Origin of the sequence: Paenibacillus sp. tmac-D7 (assembly GCF_006519665.1) — a bacterium.
Classification (GTDB): domain Bacteria; phylum Bacillota; class Bacilli; order Paenibacillales; family NBRC-103111; genus Paenibacillus_G; species Paenibacillus_G validus.
This window is the reverse complement of record NZ_VIDW01000016.1, coordinates 50,874-70,225: the sequence shown is the minus strand read 5'-3', so window position 1 is coordinate 70,225 and position 19,352 is coordinate 50,874. Positions and strand designations below refer to the sequence as shown.

18 protein-coding genes are annotated in these 19,352 nt (G+C 55.3%); 3 read left to right on the top strand and 15 right to left on the bottom strand.

Annotated features, from left to right (window positions below; translation table 11 throughout):
• Nucleotides 1–9 precede the first annotated feature (9 nt).
• From asnB to FKP33_RS27175, 10 genes are all read right to left on the bottom strand, one after another.
• Nucleotides 10–1,884 carry an asparagine synthase (glutamine-hydrolyzing) gene (gene asnB, locus FKP33_RS13210; RefSeq protein ID WP_127604919.1) on the bottom strand — a complete coding sequence of 625 codons (1,875 nt, stop codon included), beginning with the start codon at nt 1,882–1,884 and terminating at the stop codon, nt 10–12.
• Nucleotides 1,885–2,115: 231 nt separating this feature from the next.
• A complete protein-coding gene (locus FKP33_RS13205; protein WP_054796359.1) occupies nt 2,116–3,000 on the bottom strand; it encodes a metal ABC transporter permease in 885 nt (294 codons plus the stop codon).
• On the bottom strand, nt 2,997–3,965 hold the full coding sequence (locus FKP33_RS13200) for a metal ABC transporter permease (protein ID WP_127604923.1): 969 nt from the start codon (nt 3,963–3,965) through the stop codon (nt 2,997–2,999). The genes FKP33_RS13205 and FKP33_RS13200 overlap by 4 nt, the downstream gene beginning before the upstream one ends.
• 5 nt (nt 3,966–3,970) lie before the next feature.
• Nucleotides 3,971–4,744, bottom strand: coding sequence for a metal ABC transporter ATP-binding protein (locus FKP33_RS13195; protein ID WP_127604925.1), 774 nt, complete (start codon nt 4,742–4,744; stop codon nt 3,971–3,973).
• 56 nt (nt 4,745–4,800) lie between these two features.
• A complete protein-coding gene (locus FKP33_RS13190) occupies nt 4,801–5,688 on the bottom strand; it encodes a metal ABC transporter solute-binding protein, Zn/Mn family (RefSeq protein ID WP_230876093.1) in 888 nt (295 codons plus the stop codon).
• 462 nt (nt 5,689–6,150) lie between these two features.
• Nucleotides 6,151–8,235 carry a peptidoglycan D,D-transpeptidase FtsI family protein gene (locus FKP33_RS13185; protein WP_127604927.1) on the bottom strand — a complete coding sequence of 695 codons (2,085 nt, stop codon included), beginning with the start codon at nt 8,233–8,235 and terminating at the stop codon, nt 6,151–6,153.
• Between the two features lie 21 nt (nt 8,236–8,256).
• Nucleotides 8,257–8,973 carry an HAD-IA family hydrolase gene (locus tag FKP33_RS13180; RefSeq protein ID WP_127604929.1) on the bottom strand — a complete coding sequence of 239 codons (717 nt, stop codon included), beginning with the start codon at nt 8,971–8,973 and terminating at the stop codon, nt 8,257–8,259.
• A gap of 154 nt (nt 8,974–9,127) precedes the next feature.
• Nucleotides 9,128–10,297, bottom strand: coding sequence for a transglutaminase domain-containing protein (locus FKP33_RS13175; protein WP_230876079.1), 1,170 nt, complete (start codon nt 10,295–10,297; stop codon nt 9,128–9,130).
• Between the two features lie 53 nt (nt 10,298–10,350).
• A complete protein-coding gene (locus FKP33_RS13170) occupies nt 10,351–10,785 on the bottom strand; it encodes a hypothetical protein (protein ID WP_230876080.1) in 435 nt (144 codons plus the stop codon).
• A gap of 71 nt (nt 10,786–10,856) precedes the next feature.
• Nucleotides 10,857–11,009 (bottom strand): hypothetical protein, encoded by a 153-nt coding sequence (locus tag FKP33_RS27175; protein ID WP_155614613.1) that lies wholly within the window; start codon nt 11,007–11,009, stop codon nt 10,857–10,859.
• A 208-nt stretch (nt 11,010–11,217) separates the two neighbouring features.
• Here FKP33_RS27175 and FKP33_RS13165 point away from each other — a divergent pair, with 208 nt between their 5' ends.
• From FKP33_RS13165 to FKP33_RS13155, 3 genes are all read left to right on the top strand, one after another.
• Nucleotides 11,218–12,402, top strand: a complete 1,185-nt coding sequence (locus tag FKP33_RS13165) for an MFS transporter (protein WP_141335417.1) — start codon at nt 11,218–11,220, stop codon at nt 12,400–12,402.
• A gap of 383 nt (nt 12,403–12,785) precedes the next feature.
• Nucleotides 12,786–14,381 carry an S-layer homology domain-containing protein gene (locus FKP33_RS13160; protein ID WP_141335415.1) on the top strand — a complete coding sequence of 532 codons (1,596 nt, stop codon included), beginning with the start codon at nt 12,786–12,788 and terminating at the stop codon, nt 14,379–14,381.
• A gap of 279 nt (nt 14,382–14,660) precedes the next feature.
• On the top strand, nt 14,661–15,020 hold the full coding sequence (locus FKP33_RS13155) for a ribonuclease M5 (RefSeq protein ID WP_127604937.1): 360 nt from the start codon (nt 14,661–14,663) through the stop codon (nt 15,018–15,020).
• 6 nt (nt 15,021–15,026) lie between these two features.
• On the opposite strand, the gene FKP33_RS13150 is transcribed toward FKP33_RS13155, so the two are convergent.
• The 5 genes from FKP33_RS13150 to ureG all read right to left on the bottom strand — a co-directional run bounded on the left by FKP33_RS13150 (nt 15,027) and on the right by ureG (nt 19,338).
• The gene (locus FKP33_RS13150; RefSeq protein ID WP_127604939.1) at nt 15,027–15,956 is read right to left on the bottom strand and encodes an AEC family transporter; all 930 of its coding nucleotides are present in this window, start codon (nt 15,954–15,956) and stop codon (nt 15,027–15,029) included.
• A gap of 24 nt (nt 15,957–15,980) precedes the next feature.
• Complete coding sequence (locus FKP33_RS13145) at nt 15,981–16,592, bottom strand: SCO family protein (protein ID WP_054796355.1); 612 nt, start codon at nt 16,590–16,592, stop codon at nt 15,981–15,983.
• A gap of 71 nt (nt 16,593–16,663) precedes the next feature.
• A complete protein-coding gene (cyoE, locus tag FKP33_RS13140; RefSeq protein ID WP_054799845.1) occupies nt 16,664–17,611 on the bottom strand; it encodes a heme o synthase in 948 nt (315 codons plus the stop codon).
• Between the two features lie 238 nt (nt 17,612–17,849).
• Nucleotides 17,850–18,686, bottom strand: a complete 837-nt coding sequence (locus FKP33_RS13135) for an urease accessory protein UreD (RefSeq protein WP_054796354.1) — start codon at nt 18,684–18,686, stop codon at nt 17,850–17,852.
• On the bottom strand, nt 18,679–19,338 hold the full coding sequence (gene ureG / locus FKP33_RS13130; RefSeq protein WP_054796353.1) for an urease accessory protein UreG: 660 nt from the start codon (nt 19,336–19,338) through the stop codon (nt 18,679–18,681). The genes FKP33_RS13135 and ureG overlap by 8 nt, the downstream gene beginning before the upstream one ends.
• Nucleotides 19,339–19,352: the final 14 nt, after the last annotated feature.

Sequence of the window (19,352 nt, the reverse complement as noted above, 5' to 3'; positions counted from 1 at the left end):
CGTCCTTCCTTACAGCGCATAAGCGAGCGAAGGCTGCTTCTGTTCGTTTATATATGTCGTATGCCAAAGCGCGAACATGTAGATCGTCCAAATGCGGCGGGCGTAGTCCCCTTGTCCGCTGCGGTGCGCGTTCAGCATGGAACGCACGGTGTCCAGACGAATGTACTCTTCAATGCCGCTGCCCTCGATCTGCTCCACGATTTGCTGCCCCCGCGGACCCTTCATCCAATCGCGCATCGGCACCGGAAACCCGAGCTTCGGCCGGTTCAAAATAAAGTCGGGGATGATCCCCTCCATCGCCTTACGGAACACGTATTTCGTCGTCCCCTGCGCAATCCGGTACTTGGCGGGTATACGGCGCGCCACCTCATACAGCTCCACGTCCAGGAACGGTACGCGCAGCTCGAGCGAGTGGGCCATCGTCATTTTGTCCGCCTTCATCAGAATATCGCCCGGCAGCCACAGGTTCATGTCGATGTACTGCATCCGCGACACCGGATCAAGATGCTTGCTTCTGTCATAAAATACTTTCGCTACCTCAAGCGGATTGCGGTAAGAGCGCAGCAGCTCGCGATCGGTGCGAACGATGTCGGCCTTCATCTCCTCGGTGAAAATTTTCGCGTTGCCGAGGAAACGCTGCTCGAGCGGCGTTGTCCCGCGCAGCAAGTAGTTGCGGCCCTTGAAGCCCTCCGGCAGCACCCGCGCCAACGCGTGCAGCATCCGTTTCACGCCATGCGGCAGCCGTTCGATCGGGGCCAGCGAGTTCGGCTCGTTATAGATCCGGTAACCGCCGAACAGCTCGTCAGCGCCTTCACCCGACAGCACGACGGTCACATGCTCGCGCGCAAGCTGAGCCACGTGATACAGCGCAATCGCCGAAGGATCGGCAACCGGCTCGTCCTGATGCCACACCGCTTTGGGCAGTGTCGCGAAATAATCGGCTTCCGTAATGATTTTATCGTAATGCTCCGTATCGATCGCATTCGCCGTCTGACGGGCGATCACCGTTTCGTTGTTGGCACCCTCAAAACCGACGGAGAACGTGCGGATCGGCTCGATCGAACGCATCAGCGTCGCGATGGCCGTCGAATCGATGCCGCTGGACAAGAAACAGCCCCGCTCCACGTCGCTCTGCATATGATGGATGACCGAATCCTGAAGCGTCGAGCGGATTTGCTCCACACAGTCCTCGAACGAGCGTTCCTCCGGCGCGAGCATCGGATCCCAGTACTGGCGGATCGACATTTGCCCGTCGTAGGTCACCGTTACGGTGTGGCCCGGCGGCAGCTTGCGGATGCCGTCAAACATCGTATCCGGCTCCGGCACATATTGGAACGTCAAGTAGTTCAGCAGGCTCTCGCGATGAATCGAACGCTCCACGCCGGCAGCCAGCAAGCTCTTGATTTCCGAGCCGAACAAAAACCGCGAGCCGTCGTGATAGTAATAAAACGGTTTGATGCCGAAATGGTCGCGCGCCCCGAACAGCAGCCTTTTACGCCGGTCCCAAATGACAAAACCGAACATCCCGCGCAGCTTCTCCACGCAGGCTTCGCCGTATTCCTCATAAAGATGGACGATGACTTCCGTATCCGTATGCGTCTTGAACTGATGCCCCTTGCTCTGCAGCGAATCCCGCAAATACTTATAATTATAAATCTCGCCGTTAAATGCGATCCAAACGGTATCGTCTTCGTTGGCGAGCGGTTGATGCCCTTCCTTCAAATCGATGATCGACAAGCGGCGAAAGCCCAATCCGATCCGGTTATCGCTCCAAAATCCAATATCGTCCGGTCCCCGATGCACGATGCAATCCGTCATGCTCTTCAATAATTCGGGAGACGGCTCACGGTCTTCAAAATACATAACGCCGGTAATTCCGCACATTCGTCTAAAGTCCTCCTCTTACCGCGTATCACAATCCGCGAAAAAAATGTCCGATATAACAGTATAGCATAGTTTCGCGGTTATCTGGAAATCGGTTGTCCCCTGGCGGCAGCTTCGGGCCCTCCGATGCGCCCACAAAAAAAACATCCGATCCGAACCTTGGGCGGCGGGTGTACGCCTTCCTTCCAAGGTCCGGTTCAGGATGCTTTTTCTTTGCCGTCTGCGCTTCGCTTACGCGGCAAGCCGTTTCGACTGGGTGCGCTGTTTCAGCTTGCGCCAGACGATACCGTGCGACGGGGACAGCAGGAACGCCGCGACGAACAAGACGCCGGCAACCGTAATCATGCAGCCCGCGATCGAAGCGTCGAGCAGCGTTGCCATCCCGTAGCCGAGCACCGCGCTAAGCACGCCGACGATCATGCTGTACACGATCATGAGGCTGAGTTTCTCAGTCAACAGGTACGCCGTCGCCGCCGGGACGACCAGCATGCCGACGACGAGGATCGCCCCGACGCTCTCGAACGAGGCAACCGTCGTAACGGAGACCAGCCCCATCAGCAAGTAGTGGAACAGCGCGACGGGAATGCCTACCGCTGCCGCCATGGCCGGGTCGAACGCGCAAATTTTAAATTGCTTATAGAACAATCCGATCACGAGCAAGCTGACCGTCAGCACGAGGCCGAGCGCCCAGACCGCCTTCGGTCCGATATCGATACCGAACGCCTGAATGGTCTCCCACGGCACTTGAATGATCTCCCCGTACAAGACGCAGTCAAGGTCCAGGTCAACTTGGCGGGTGAACACGCTGACGAGCAGAACCCCCAAAGCGAACAACGCTGTGAATACGACGCCGATGGACGCATCGGACTGGACGCCGCTCTGGTTGAACCATTGAATCAGGAAAACGGTCAGCAGACCGATCACCGAAGCGCCCAGCATCATGAAGAAGGAGTCGCGCGAGCCGCTGATTAAGAAGGCGATGACGATCCCCGGCAGCACGGAGTGGCTGATCGCGTCGCCGATCATCGCCATCCGCCGCAGGACGAGAAAACAGCCGAGCAGACTGCACGAACAAGCAACGAGCGAGGCTGTCAGTATAATCCAGAAGTCGTTCATAGTCCCCCCTCCTCCCCTGTGCCGTGCGCCGGCTGCCGTACACTCTGAACTTGCACTTGGCGCTGCATGTCGCGCAGAACGGTGCGCTTCACCGCCAGCCGTTCCAGCACCTTGGCCGCGAGCCCTCTCTTAGGCGCGAACAGCACGGAAACGATGAAGAGCGCCGTGGCCGCGAGCACGCTGAGCGGACCGGTCGGCAGGTTGCTGCCGAGGCCGCTGACGAGCGTGCCGACAAAGCCGCTGATTGCGCCGAAGATGCCGGACAGGACGACCATCACGCCGAGCTTCTCGGTCCAGTAGCGGGCCGAGACGGCCGGAGTGATCAACAGCGCCGACATGAGCACGACGCCGACCGCTTGAATGCCGACAACGACGGCGACGACGATCAGGAACATCATAAACTGGTCGAGCGCCGCGACCGGCAAACCGATCCCTTTGGCAAACCCCGGGTCGAAGCTGAGCAGCTTGAATTCTTTGAAGAGCAGCCCGCATAGGATGACGAGGATTAAGGCGACTACCGCCATCGTAATAACATCGGAGAGCACCATCGAAGCCGCCTGCCCGAACAAAAACTTGTCGAGCCCGCTCTGATTGCCGCTCCCGCCGTGTTGAATTTTCGTTAAGAGCACGATCCCGACGCCAAAAAATACCGACAGCACGATGCCCAGCGCCGAATCCTGTTTAATCCGGGAATGCCTCGTCACGTAACCGATCCCGAACGTCGCGATGAGCCCTGCCGCCGCGGCGCCGATCAGGAAGAAGAAGATGGACTTCGAGCCGGTCAGCATGAAGGCGATGCAGACGCCCGGCAGTGCGGCGTGCGCCAGCGCGTCGCCCATCAGGCTTTGCTTGCGCAAGTAGGCGAAGCTGCCGAGCACTCCGCTGCTCAAGCCGAGCAGCATGCTGCCGAGCAGAATCCACTGCGCGTTCGGATCGCGCAGCATATCGAATAAATACGCGAACATCGCGATCACCTCGAGCTGACGATCACGGCGTCTTCATCGCTGTGAAGCAGCGCGAGTCGTCCGCCGTACGTCTTTTGTAAGTTGTCTTTCGTAAACCAATCATCCGTCGGCCCGATGCCCATGAGCTCGACGTTAAGCAGCATAATCCAGTCGAAATATTCCTTCACCGTTGCCAGGTCGTGGTGAACGACCAGCACTGTTTTGCCCTGCTTTTTCAACTCGTTCAACAGTGTAATGATCGCTTTCTCCGTCGCCGCATCGACCCCGACGAACGGTTCATCCATGAAATACAGCCGCGCATCCTGTGCAAGCGCCCGGGCAAGGAAGATGCGCTGCTGCTGTCCGCCCGACAGCTGACTGATTTGACGGCCGGCGAAATCGGCCATGCCGACCTTCTCCAGACAATCCATCGCCATCTCCCGTTCTCTGGCGCCCGGCCGCTTGAACCAGCCCAGATGGCCGTAACGGCCCATCATGACAACGTCGAGCGCGCTCGTCGGGAAGTCCCAGTCTACCGACTCCCGTTGAGGCACATACCCGATAGCCTTGCGCTGCTGCTCATACGGCTTGCCGAAAATCGTCACCTCGCCTGTCACACGCGGAATCAAGCCCAGCGCAGCCTTGATCAAGGTCGATTTGCCCGCGCCGTTCGGCCCGATAATGCCGATGAGCTTGCCTTCGGGCACCGTGAACGTGACGTCTCGCAGCACCGGCTTCTTCTGATAGGCAACGGTCAGCCCTTGCACCGATAAGGGGGATACAATCTCTTGTTTAACCATGGAATCTCACTCCTTCTCCCAATTCCTGCTTCATCTTTAACCAAGCAGCCCAAAGATTATTTCAACGCCTTAACGATGGTATCCACATTGTGCCGCACCATGCCGAGGTACGTGCCTTCCGGCGTTCCTTCCTCACCCATCGCGTCGGAGAACAGCTCCCCGCCGATCTTCACGTCATGCCCTTGCTTCGCCGCGCCCTGAATGACCGCCTCGATCGATTTCTTCGGCACGCTCGATTCGACGAACACCGCTTTGATCTTATTCGTCACGAGGAAATCGCGCAGGTCGCTGACATCCTTGGAGCCGTATTCGGACGCGGTGCTGATGCCCTGCAAGCCCATCACTTTAATTCCGTATGCTTTGCCGAAATAGCCGAAGGCGTCATGCGCCGTCACGAGCACCCGCTGTCCTTCCGGGATGGAAGCGATTTGCTTCGCTGCGTACTCATCGAGCTCCTTTAACTGGGCGATATAAGCGTCCGCATTTTTCTTATAGTCATCCGCATGCGCCGGGTCGAACTTCGCCAGCTCGGTTTGCACCGTCTCAGTTGCGCTGATCCACAGCTTGACGTCGAACCAAACGTGCGGGTCATGCGAGCCGGAGCCGTCGTCCACCAGGTGCAAACTTGATTCCGGAATGTTTTTGGTCACAGCTACCGTCGTTTTTTGCTTCTCCATGTTCTCGAAGATTTCCGTCATTTTGCCTTCCAGATGCAACCCGTTGTAGAAAATGATCTGGGCGTCCTCCAGCTTGCGAATGTCGCCTTGGGACGCTTTGTACAAGTGAGGATCGACGCCGGGTTTCATCAATCCGGTCACCTCTACGTGCTCGCCGCCGACCTGCTTCACGATATCGCTGATCATGCCAATCGTCGCCGTCACTTTGATGACTTCGTTGCCCGCCGAATTTGTCGGACTTGCCGTGTTTCCGCATGCTGCGGCCATGGCCGCGATCCCCAGAAAGATGATCGTCATGATGAACCGCTTCAATGAAGACGGCAGCCCCTTGCTGTTAAGCATTGTATGGTCCGTTTTCAAAGTAACTCACTCCTACTCTTTTCATGGTATTATGTCTTGATCTATATGGTGCCTAAAGTTGTCTTAGACCTCATTTGTTGGTCTCGACAACTTTTCTTTCCCACCAGACTATATTTTTATTATATACAATAATGTTTCCTTAGTGCAACATTTATTTTAATGAAATCACCCAGCCTGCCGCATACCCGCGGACCAACCCCTGTAATTATGTAAATAGCGGAACTTTAATTTACTATTTCGTCTGTCGGTCCTGTCGGCGCTGGCTCAACAAAAATAGCGGAACTACGGTTCGCTATTTCCACTCCAACCGCGACTGGGCGGCTAAAAAGAGGGAATAACGCTTCATAGTTCCGCTATGGGTAAATGTAACTATGGCGCCGGAGTCGGCGTCACTGCGCCTGCGGCGCCGTTCGTGCCTGCCGACTTCTTCGGAACGCCGTCGAGCCCGTAATAGTAATCGTACGCATCGAAAATTTTGCGCGCGATCGGAGCGGCGCCGTAAGCGCCGTACCCGCCTTCCGGCACGACGACCGCAACGGCGAGCTTCGGCTTCTCCAATGGCGCGAACGCGATAAACACCGCGTTGTCGACGTCTTTGTTGCCGGCGACCTTCTGCGTCGACGTTCCCGTTTTGCGGGCGAGGGTGTACGGGAAGTCGTCGAAGCCGTTCACTTTCACTTCTTTCATTCCTTTAAATACAGCATCCCAATATTCCTTCGAGAAATCCGTCTTGTCGAGCACCACTTTCTCGTTAAACTGCTGTAACGGTTCTCCGTCGTAAGTCTCGATCCGATCGACGAGCAGCGGCTTCAGTCTTTCGCCCCTTGTCGCCAATGTCGTCGCATACTGCGCAAGCTGGAGCGTCGTGTACTTCTCGTTCTGGCCCCAGGAAGCGAACACCATGCGCTGCTGGATCGACTCTTTCGTATTCGTTTTGTATTCGCTGATCCCCGGCGATTCCTTCGGCAGACCGCTTCCGGTCAATACACCGAGCCCGAACTTCGCCAAATACGAATCCCAAATATCGACCGCCTTCTCCCGTTTCCGGCCGTACAGCTCGTTGCCGATCATCGCCGACATGAACGTATTGGACGAGTACTGGATCGCTTTCGTCGCATTAATCGGTCCCCAAGCCCGGGTGTCGGAGTTGGACAGCTTCGCGTTGTTGTCTTTCCCGTAATAGAACGTCCCTGTGTCTTGATAGATCGTGTTGACCCCGAACAAGCCTTCCTTCAATCCGATCAACACCGAGAGCGGCTTCACGACGGAACCCATATACACGATGGAGGTTGGATGATACTTGATCTCCTCGGCCGGATAATCCGGGTAAGCGGTCGTAATCGTGCCGTTATTGATGAACGACTGGATCCGGTCGTACTCCGATTTCGGAATTCCGCCCGCCCATACGCCCGGGTTATAGTCCGGCATGCTGGCCATCGTAACGACCTTCCCGGTTTCCACCTCGATGGCGACGGCATACCCGGCCACCGCGTTCTTGCCTCTGCCGATATACGGATCGTTGCGAACCGCCGGGCTTTTTAAATAAGCAAGGTGATCCATGATGGCCGTTTCCGTGATGCTCTGCACATTTTTATCGATCGTCAAATACAGATTGTTGCCCTTCTGCGGCTTCGTAATTTCGACTTGACCGATGATTTTGTGGGCGGCGTTGACCGGGTACGACTTGACGCCGTTCTTGCCGCGAAGCTCTTCCTGATACATCAGCTCAATCCCGTCATAGCCGACATATTCGGTATCCATGTAACCCTTGGTATTGGTTTTGTCTTTATAGAATTCGATCCCGTACTTCGGCTCCCGCGCCTGGGAGAACGGACGCATATAGCCAACCAGCTGCACCGCCACCGGCTTGACCGGGTCATAGCTGCGGATGCTCTCCTCGGTGATTTCCAGCCATTTCAGCTCGTCGCGGTGCTCCAGGATGAAGGCCATCTCGGCCTGCGTCAAATCCGCCTTGATCCGCCGCGGCACCGAGAAGTAGCTCGGCTTCGTCTCCGTCTCCTTCATCTCCAGGTCGTAACCGACGTCCATCTCCTTGATGATGTCGGCGGCCGATAAGGGGGCAGCGGTCGGGCGGCCGTGCGTGGCAAAGATGTCGGCCAGCCGCTTAGCCAGCGCGACGACTTCCTCCTTCGGCTGCTTCTGCTCGACGCGGAAATAGAGCGATTGCGACGACGTCGTCGAGGCGAGCGGCGCGCTTTGCCGGTCGAAAATATTGCCGCGGATCGGCGGAATCGGCGTGTTCGCATTGTTGATATCGTTCTTCTCTGCCAGCAGTTCCTTGCCTTCGACGAATTGGAGCATCGCCAGCCGCACGATCAGGACAGAGAACAAGAAAAACGTAAAGAAAAAGAACACATTGATCCGAAGCGTAAAATTCCGGCGCTTGCTGGCCTCCTGCTTCGTCGGGTCTTCCATGCCGATCGGTTTTTTCATGAGGTAAAGCTGCTCCTTTCGTTAAGACACAAGCAATTGTCGCAGCGAATGAATGCCTTCGCCCGTATGGTAGTCGTAACGCTTGATCTTCACCGCATCGATGCCCGCTTGCGCCGGCGCCCAAATATCGTTCCGGTCATGGTCGCCGACATACAGCACATCTGCGGCTTCAAGCCCCGCACGCTCCAACGCGAGCCGGAAAATCGCCGGGTCCGGCTTCTCCAGCCCGACTTCCGTCGAGACGATGACCGGCTCGAAGAAATCCAAAATCCCTTTATCCGCCAAAATTGACTTCAGCGTCGGGGCAAAATTCGAAATGATGCCGAGGCGCAGCCCTCTTCGCTGCAGCTCCGCCATCGTCTCGATGACGTCCTCGAACAGCGCATAATGTTCCGGCGACGTAAACAGGTCATACAGTTCATGACAGCAGGCATGGATTTGCTCCTCCGTCCATTTCTCTTCCTCCACGCCGAGCTTCTGCAAAATATAGTGGTACACCTTCATCCAGAACAAACGGTCGGATTCGGGCGAACAAGCTTCGAACGCGTCCGAAGGCTTTCCATAATACAATAGACGAAACGCCTCGGTAAAAAGTTCACCGACTTGCTCTTCCCCGCGATGCAGCGAACGGGAAGCCAAGTGCCGGTGCAGGATCGCGCTCGCCGCCGGTATTGTCAGCAGCGTATCGCCTACATCAAAAAATACGGCTTTATAGGCCGTTAACGGTTTGTTCAGCACGTCTTTACCACCTTTTTTCAATCGATCGTTGTTACCAGTTTACCACAAACCGAACCGGAGAAGAAAAGCTTCTTGCCATGGATCGCCGGCCAAAAAAACCATAAAAAAGCCGGAAGACCGCTGTTCGCGATCCTTCGGCCAGGAAACGGAGACGTTACGCCTCCTTAATATGCGTATCGTTGAAGTTCGGCGGATTGAACCAATTGCCGCCGCTGGCGACCCATGTGGAATCGAGTGGCACCCAAGCTTTCTTCTCGGACAAGTATACCTCGTTCCAGGCATGCGGTCCGTAACCGCCCCGGCCGTCGTAGCCGAGTCCGGTCACAACCTTCACATCGAGCCCGACGGAACGGGCCATGACGGCATACAGCCTGGAGAAGTCGATGCAGACGCCTTTTCTCGTAGTGAATGTATCCTCGGGCGTCTGCTCCTTCCAGATGCGCTGTTCCTCGTAAAGCTTGACTTTGTCCCAGTCGTACGAGACCCGCGTGCCGACCCAGCGGTAGAGCAGCTTCGCCTTCTCCTCGTCGGTTTTCGCCTTGGCTGTCACCTGCCGGGCCGCCTGCGCGATATCCGGCGCGATCCGGGCGTCGAGCACCTCGTATTTGCGCTGTAAAATGTTGCTGAACTCCTGCTCTACCGCACGGGTAAAAACAGGCAGCTGATTGGCCAGAAAATCGCCGGTTACCGGCTGAATGACTTCCTTGGCGCCTTTCTGGTATAACGAGGACGCTTGAATGTAACCCGCCACAGGCGTTTGCGGAAACAGCGTCGTGAAAATGAACAGAGCGGCAACCAGGACAAGGCCCCGGCCGAGCCCCGTCACCCCGCCGATACCGCCGCCCAGCAGGCTGCTGAATACCGTCGGCGCGCCTCCGTTTTCCCCGGATCGCGGCAAACGGTCGCCGCGAGCGGACAGCCAGCCGTCCACAACGGGATCGATCAGCCGGTAGACGAGCTGTTTGATCAGACCGTAGCCGACCACGAAGAGCACACTGTTCCGCAGCAGCGAGAAATCCCGCAGCCCCGTCACGACGGTATAATAGAACTGCTCCCAAAAACCGAGCTCCTCGGACGGAATGGTAATATTCAAGCCGACGAGCCAAGCCTGTACTTTCGGCGACATCCCGTTCGTCAGCATCCACGCGAGGAACAAGCTGACAAGTGTAACGGCGCCCTCCGTCACCATCAGCGCCAAATGCTTGGCCGAAGAGGAAGCGCCGCGAAACAATCCTTGTATGACGGAAAAGAAAAATACTGCAGCAATAAGCAGCGTGACGGCGTTGAGCGACATCGCCGTCCTTAGCAAGTCCGTATCGCCCATACCTCCTCCTCCTTCCTACCCGGCCCGGTTGATGTCAAGCGCGGCTCCCTCCATTACAAACCCGCGTTCTTTTTCGCTTGGTCAATCAAGCCTTTGATAACATCATCCATTTTGACCGTGAAGGTCTGGTTCATAAACGTCACCTTCACATCGCCCTCGCCGGCTTTGCCTTCGAGCTTGATGCTTTTCGTCGTAACCGTGAACGATCCGTCGGGATTCGCCGCGTACTTGGCCTCTTTGATTTCTTCGCTGAACGTTCGGGCCAACTGGGCCTTCACTTCCGCTGCCGCTTGCGCCCCCACCGTCGTGCCGAATTCAAGCAGTTGATCTTTATAATTCGCCCCGTAGTAGAACAGCCCCGCTAACACAGCCAGCACGAGAATCCATTTCATCACCGTCTTCACCAGGTTGACGACGATGAACAGGACGACGAGCGCACCCACGATGACGTACCACCGGTCCTGTAAAAAATTCATGATAAAGTCCATCCGCTCTCCCCCTCCTTCAATCCCATGTGCGGCTAAACTAGCCGCTTTCCCCATCATACAACAGCTGGTCTCTACTCTTCATCTCTTTTTTTTCGCAGCTCGGCGAGCTTTCGCCGGATCTCGTCAGAACGATCCTTGTGCCCGGTGCCCTTGCGCGTTCTTTTCAACCGAAGCGCCGAAACGACCAGCACGGCGATCAGCAGCACCCACATGAAACCTTCCATTTGGCCGTCGCCCCTTTCTGTTAGGGTTGCAAACCGTTAATCGGGCTAATCGTTAACCCGTTCAATTATTGAGGAGTTTTCCAACTGTTGTACTAACTTGGCCGAGCCCGGCGTAAACGTATAAAGAGCTTGTATGAATAAGCCGGCAACGAACATCGGCAGTACCCGCTGTAACCGTTGCGGGATTAGAGAACCTCGGGGTGATAGGATGAAAACCGCTATATGGCTTTATTTGTTTATGTTCGTCGCGATTTTCGATCTGCACGCGCAGTATCCGATTTTGTCGCCGTTCGCCGTGTCCTTGGGCGCCGCCCCTTCGTTCATCGGCCTCATTCTCGGCGTCTATTCCATTACGCATCTACCGGGCAACTTGATCGCCGGATACGGCGTCGATCGCTTCGGCAGCAAAAAATTTATTCTCTTCAGCCTGATTGTAGCAGGAGTGCTTCTCTTGATTCAATCCCGGGTCACCGACCCGTGGCAGCTTCTGATTATCCGCTCGTTCAGCGGGTTCGTCCTGGCCTTTCTGTCTCCGGCTTGTTTATCCATGCTGGCGAAAATCGCCAAGGACCGCGTCCACCAAGGCAAATTGATGTCCGGCAACGGAATGGTGCATACGCTGGCGTCCGTCATGAGCCCGGCGGCCGGCGCTTATTTGGTGGCCCGCTTCGGCTTCGAACAGTCGTTCGTTTATTTGGGATGGGGCTTAATCACCACGGGCGTACTGGCCTCTATCTTCGTCAAAGAAAGCCCGGCTCCCAGGATGGCCGCGTTCGCGGAGCCCTCAAAAGCGTCGGACGCGCACCATACGGCGTCTTCGAATGACGCTTCAGAGCTTGAGACCGCCGCCGGATCGGGTACGATTCCATGGCTGTTTTTCTGCATCCCGCTGGCTCTCTCCTGCTCCCAGGGCATTCTGTTCTTCGAGCTGCCGCTGATGAAAGAGACGCACAGCTCGATTATGACCTCCGGCATATTTTTCTCCTTGGTCAGCTTAGGATCGCTAGTGACGCTCAGCTTGTTATTCTTAAACCGGGTATCGCCGGTCTGGCGCGTATCGTTCGGGAGCTTGGCGCTCGCGTTCACTTTCTTCGGCATGTCGGTGCATTGGCCGCTTCCGATGTCGGTTTCGCTGTTCCTGATCGGGATGGCGAAAGGCGTTATTTTCCCCGCAATCGCTTCTTTTCTTGCCGGGGTCACAAGTGCCAGCCGGTACGGACGCACGTTCTCGTTTTTATCGATATCGTATTCGGTAGGGGCCTTTATCGGCCCGATCGTCTCGGGACATGTACGCGACATCATGTCTCCTTATTTTATCGCATTCGCGTTCCTGATGGTCGCCTTATCGATGGTTCCGTTCCGGGCGATTCTGACACCGTCCCGCACATCTTAATCCGCGGCCGCAAGCCTCGCCGTCCATGAACCGGTCTTTCGCCCGGTTCCGGGCGGCTTTTTTTGTCACATGAGAAGATGGTCGCAAACGGATAGGCCAAAAGTACAAATTATGGTAAATCCCGCAACCTTATGTAAATGGCCTCCGTTAAGGAGAAACCACCGTGTTTCGGACCAGACAAGCTTGGGTAATCTCCATAGGACTACCCGATGAAGCTGAAACATGATTTGGCAGTACGGACATAAATTGGATGTTCGTGCCGAACTCTTCTGGTGGAATTTCTTAAACGAAGGAGGTGACTAGTTTTGTCCGACCCATCTCATCATGAATATCGCACAGACCCCGTTCGATTACCAGATCAAGCAGAAAGGAGTGAATTGCGAATGAAGCCTTCTGTTCTACAGAAGACGGCACACTTTACCGTTCTTATGATGATGTTATCGTTTGTATTGCCGGTTTTGGCCTACGCGGGTACTGGTTTTAAGGATTTGACTTATAAGAACGGCACGGTCACCGGAACCGTATATTCCGATGTGTACAGCTCCTCCGTAACGCCGTCCGTTTATTTCTATGATCCGAGCGGAAACTACTTGGGCGTTACGACCGCTACATACACCGTGTACGACGGCGTGTACAACTATGGATTTACCCTCAATAACGTAAGCACCTTCGATTACGTCCAAGTATACGGACCGAAAGGAACCGGCTTTAACGTGGCGGATTCCGTCTATCAATCCGTATACTTGACGACAGATCCGGGCAACTCCGGAGGCGGCGGTGGCTGCTGCGCAGGCGGAGGCGGTTCTCCTTCCACCGGCTCTGAATCGATTCAAGTCGGCGCCGACGGAAGCGTCAATGCCGATACCTTGAAGAGCTCGTTCGAAAAGTACGACACCGTTACGCTGAACTTGAGCGGAGACAGCGTCTCCATTCCGGCCAAAGCGTTAGAGAGCTTCGCTTCCGATACTGACAAGCTGTTGAAGGTGACGAATGCGAACGGCACGTATAACATTCCGCTGCACGTCTTGAAGCTAAGCGACCTGGCCGCGAAGGTTGCAGTCACCGTCAGCGAGCTGACGGTGAAAATTACGATTGCCAAGGCCGATACGGCAACCAGCAGCGCGGTGGACGCCGCAGCGAAGCAGTTGGGCGGCTCGGTGCTTGCCCAGCCGGTCGACTTCAACATCGTCGGCGTCGGCAAAGACGGCAAAACCGCAGCTCCGGATTTCGGCAGTCATTACCTCAGCCGTGTGCTCCCGTTAAGCGGAAGCAAGAATCTCTCCAGGGCGACCGGAGTTCTGTACAACCCGGCCACCGGGAAGCTGAGCTTCGTTCCTACGCTATTCACAGATAAGCAGGCGACGCTGAAGCGTAACGGCAGCAGCTTGTACGCCGTCATTCAGCTCGACAAGAGCTTCGCCGACATCAGCGGGCACTGGGCGCAGCCTTACGTGGAACTGCTTGCAAACAAGCTCGTCGTGGACGGCGTAACCGATACGTCTTTCCAACCGGAGCGCAGTATCACCCGCGCCGAATTTGCGGCTTTGGTCGTCCGTGCGCTCGGTCTTGAGCCGTCCGGCAGCGCCGGATCGTTCCAGGACGTGGCCGCAAGCGATTGGTTCGCCGGCGTCGTCGGAACCGCAGCAGCCGCGAAGCTGATCGACGGCTACGAAGACGGCACATTCCGTCCGAATGCCACGATTAACCGCGAAGAACTGGCCGCCATGGTCGTCCGCGCTCTGGCCTATGCGAAAGCGAAGCCGGATGTAACGCCGACCGAACAAGCGGCGCTGCTCGCGAAGTTCAAGGACTCCGGCACCATCGTCTGGGCGCAGCATGAACTGGCCGTCGCCATTTACGCCGGGATCATCGACGGCATGACGAGCGATACGCTCGGCGCTCGCCAGGATGCGACCCGTGCGCAGTCGGCCGCCATGCTGAAGCGCCTGCTTGTGAAGGCGAACTTCATTAACGAATAAGAATCGATCTTGTACGTACGAACAGCCCCGGCGCTTCCATAACGGAAGCGGCCGGGGCTGTTATTTATTCATCGTTTAACAACACGTATTTGTGCATCGACAAACTTCATAAAAGCCAAACGGCCCGTGTCGTCATGCGCTTCCCTGCCGCCTCATCGCCCGCTGGGCCTTCGACAATTTCCTGGGAAATATGTACAGGAACAGGTTGGATCGGACAGTAATAGGGGATATACTACAACTAAAGCGTACATAAAATAAGACGGAATGCGAGGAACGAGTATGCCGATTGCCATTATTGTCGAAGGAAAAAACGACAAGAGCCGTCTGAAACGGCTGCTAACGGACGATATTCTGATCGTGTGTACCTTCGGTTCTTTAAATACCGACCGCCTGGAAGAGCTAAAGAAATCGGTCGGCACCCGGGACGTCTATATATTCACCGATAATGACTCTTCCGGCAAGAAAATAAGAGGTATCCTGCGGGATACGTTCCCGGACGCCGAACAAATTTATACCCGCCGCGGCTACGCAGGCGTCGAAGGTACGCCGGACGAATATTTAATTCAACAGTTAGAAAAGGCCGGGCTCGAGGAATATATCTTATATCCGCCCGTGCTCCCGACCTTTGAGAAGTTTTAAGTCCGTTTATGCGATGAATTTCATTAAATAAATGACAAGCGTGACGGTAAAAATACTGAAGATCGTCGAAGAAAAAACAACCTGAGACGAAAATTCCGGTTCATTATCGTACTCTACCGCAAGCAGCACACTGCTTAACGAAGTTGGCACCGCACAGGAAAGCACAAGCGCTTGCGCCATGACGCCGTCGATGCCGAGCAGCTTGACGATGGCAAATCCGACCGCCGGACCGATGCACAGCCGAAGCACATTGGACAGCATGACGTCCGAGAAATTCAGCTTCCATTTCATGCTGCCCAGCTGTACGCCTAGCGTGAGCAGGGCGGTTGCGATGAACGCGTTCGAGATATAGTTGATCGGCGTATATACCGGGTCCGGAATCGGCACCTCCAGTCCGCGCAGCAGGAAGGCAACCGGAATCACATAGATGACGGGCATCGTCAGGATCGTGCGCATCGTCGCCTTGCTATCGTTCTTATTGGTCGCACTGCTCACCGAATAAATGCCGTACGTGTTCGGAATAAGACTCTGCATCATCATGATAATGATTTGAACCGACAGCGTGAACGCATCGCCGACAAACACGAGCTGGTTGAGCGGAATCGCATAGTTGGCGCTGTTGTAAAAGATGACGCTGTTCCGCATCGCCGGTACCATGCCGCCTTCATATCTCCGCACGCGGATGACGATTTCGATCAGCATGTACATGGCGGCGAAGAATAGAGAGAAAAACAGCAGCGTTTGCCCGATTAGCGCTAACGAAAGTTGCGATTCATATAACATTTTGAAGACGATAGCCGGAGAAAATAAATAAAAGTTCAGCTTGGACAATGTCTTAATATCCAGTCGGAAAGCTCGATACAACCAAATCCCCAGCACAATCATAATCGTTAAAGGAATAACGTTATTCAATAAAATATGCGTAAAAACGTTCATGCTGGCGCGAGCCTCCGAAGCAAGCTATTTTTCTTTGCTGATTTTAATCAAATCAGCTGCCACTTTCTCCACGTCCAAGTTCTCGTCAGCGGCCGTATAGTACGTTCGCAGATCGCCTTTGCCGTCTACGAGCAGGAACAAGTTGCTGTGGGTCCAGGTATCTGCTTTCGGATCTTTGGCTACCATAACGCCGAACTTCTCGGCCAGTTCCACAGTCGCTTTCTCTTCACCGCGCAGGAAATACCAGCCGTTATAATCCGGATGATAACGGTCGGCGAATTCTTTCAGCCGTTCCGGCGTATCTTTCGTCGGATCGAAAGTGATCGACAGTAATGCCGTTTTCGTGCCGAATACGCCTTTCTCCTTAAGAATGTCCTGAATTTTCGACAGCGTATACGTCGACGGCGGGCATACGTCTGGACACGTGGAGAAGAAGAAATATACAAGCTTCGCTTTCCCCGCCGTATCGGCTAAGGTGACCTCTTTGCCGTCCAGATTTTGCAGTTTGAAGTCGGGCGCTTTGCGCAAGACGTCCATCGTCTGCTCCTCCGGACCTTTCAACAGCATGTAACTGAACGTTCCGATCAAGCCGAGCAGCAGCACAATCACGACAATCTTAAATGAATTTTTCGGCATCTGTAAGCCCCTCTCTTCATAAAACAATCCCAGCCCGTAAGCGAGGCGTGGGATCGTTCGAAAGTATATGATTACGGCAGCAACGTCGTCGACGTCGTGCTGATCATCATGATGATGAATAAAAACATCAAGTAGTTAACGGAGAAGATAAACATCTTTTTGGCCCATTGCATATCGTCTTTGGCTTTAAAGCCTTTCAAGCTGAGGAATGCCCAGTACAGCCCCATCAGCACCGCCGCGTAAAAGTACAATTCACCGACATAGTCGAACACGTACAGCAGCAGCGAAACCGGCACAAGCAGCACAATGTAACGGATCATGGCCATCTTGGTCGGGTAAATGCCTTGAACGACCGGCAGCAGCGGAAAGCCTGCCGCACGGTACTCCTCCATGCGGCGGATGCCGAGCGCCCAGAAGTGCGGCGGCTGCCACAGGAACAAGATACCGAATAGGATAAGCGCCCCCATGTCAAACTGCTGCTGCACCGCGCAGTAGCCGATGATCGGAGGCACCGCGCCGGAGAAGCTGCCGACGAACGTGCTCCATACGGAAGTCCGTTTAAACCAGGCGGTATACACCCACACGTACAGGAACAATCCGATCAGCCCAAGCAGCGTCGATAACGGACTGCCGACCAAAAACCATAACACCGCCAAACCGGCCACGCCGAGCACGATGCCATACCCGAGCACCACCTGCGGGGAAATGCGTCCGCTCGCCAAGGCGCGCTTCTTCGTACGCTCCATCTTCGCGTCCAGATCGCGGTCCAAGTAGTTATTCAATACCGTGCCCGATGCCATCACGAGCGCGGTTCCTAGCAGCATATAAATCAGCTTCAACCAATCAATTTGCCAGCCGGACGCTACCCAAAATCCACCCAAGGCTGTAAGTGAGTTGGAGAAAATAAGACCGGGTTTGATCAGTTGATAGAAGTCTTTCCAACTTACCGGTGCACTTGCCGTCGATTCTGCCGCTGCGGCCGTTTCGACATGAAGCTCCAGGCTTGCCTGCTCTTTCAATTTGTGAACCTCCTTGTGTGAAAAATCGAACAAGCGTTGTTGCGATTTGTCCACGCTTTTACATGTCCCCTTTATAATAGCAACCCAAGGGTCGTTTGACAACAAACCGGGCACGGTGTTCAAAATATTGTCGAATGCGCAAAAAAAACAAGCGACCGCGGGCTGCGGCGCTTGCCAAATTCACTTATGGCTGATTACCCGATTCATTCTAGACCTGATCTATTTTTATAGAAGAAAGTCATTTCGGAATGACAAATGCCTGACGGTCGAACAGCCGCTGCCGCACAAACAGCCAGGCCGCATGCAGCAGCTGCTGCAGCTCGAACACGCGCCGACCTAAGACGAAGACGGCCAAGCCGTAGCGGTACGTCAAACTGACGCCGACATACAGCTCGGGGAATTTGGCGGCGAATTCCGATAAATGCTGCCGCAGCTCCTCCACAACGGCCGCATCCGCCCGCTCCGAGAACAAATAAAACATGCCGAGATGCGTAAAGCTGTGCCATCGCGGAATAACGCCGACCCTCCCCTCCTTCGGGACGATTTGCTGCTTCGCTTGGTAAATCATTTCCCCGTCATAGGCGACGGTGAACCGGCTGCGAAGCTTCTCATAATGGAAACGTTCGCCGCGATGCGTCCGGCCGGGGCAAGTGAGCTCGCTAAGCATCAGGGTCGAGCCCCGCTCCATCTCAACCGCGGTGTCACTGATCAGCGTCGCGTCCCGATACAACATGAGCGGTTCCGGCATATATTCGACGTAAGCGTCCTTGCCGAGGTGCAGACGCTGCCGCTGTTCGCTTACGGCGTTCTCACCGTCACGGGGCGGATGCACCTTCGTATACGACTGGTTCGTGATCAGCACATCGGCGGTTTCCCCGATTCGCCATTCCAGCTCGTAGCAATCCCCGGCCATGATGCCCGGTGAAGCGTCCATAACATAAATGCCGAGCTGGTTGCCCGGGAACGGGAACGTTTTGGCGATTTTCAACGGATACGTCTGCGCGTGCCGCCGAAGCTGCGTGCTTCCGTTCGCACAGACAATATCCGCGGAAATCGTGCCGCTGACTTTAGACATGGCTGTATTCGTGTTCGATCCATGCCACGATATCGTCGAGTCCCTGACCGTTGAACAAGTTCGAGAAAACGAACGGCTTGTCGCCGCGCATGCGGATCGTATCCTCCTCCATGACCTGCAGGGACGCGCCGACGTGCGGAGCCAAGTCGATTTTGTTGATAATCAGCATGTCGGAGCGCATAATGCCGGGACCGCCCTTGCGCGGAATCTTCTCGCCCTGCGCCACGTCGATAATATAGATGAAGCGATCCACCAATTCCGGACTGAACGCCGCCGCCAGATTATCGCCTCCGCTTTCGATAAAGATGATGTCAAGCTCCTGGAAACGGCGCTCAAGCTCCTCAATCGCTTCGAAGTTCATCGAGGCGTCTTCGCGGATCGCCGTATGCGGGCAGCCGCCCGTCTCTACGCCGATAATACGCTCCGGAGGCAGTGCTCCCGAATGAATCAGAATACGCGCATCCTCTTTCGTATAAATATCGTTGGTAATGACCGCAATGCTGTATTTGTCGTTCAGCTTGCGGGCGAGTCTTTCGACAAGCGCCGTTTTACCGGAACCTACAGGGCCTCCGATGCCGATTCGCATCGGACGGTCTCCTTCAATATTCGGCGCCTCCCATTGTTGGTGGTGATGAGCTCCTCCTTGACACATTTCGCACCATTCCT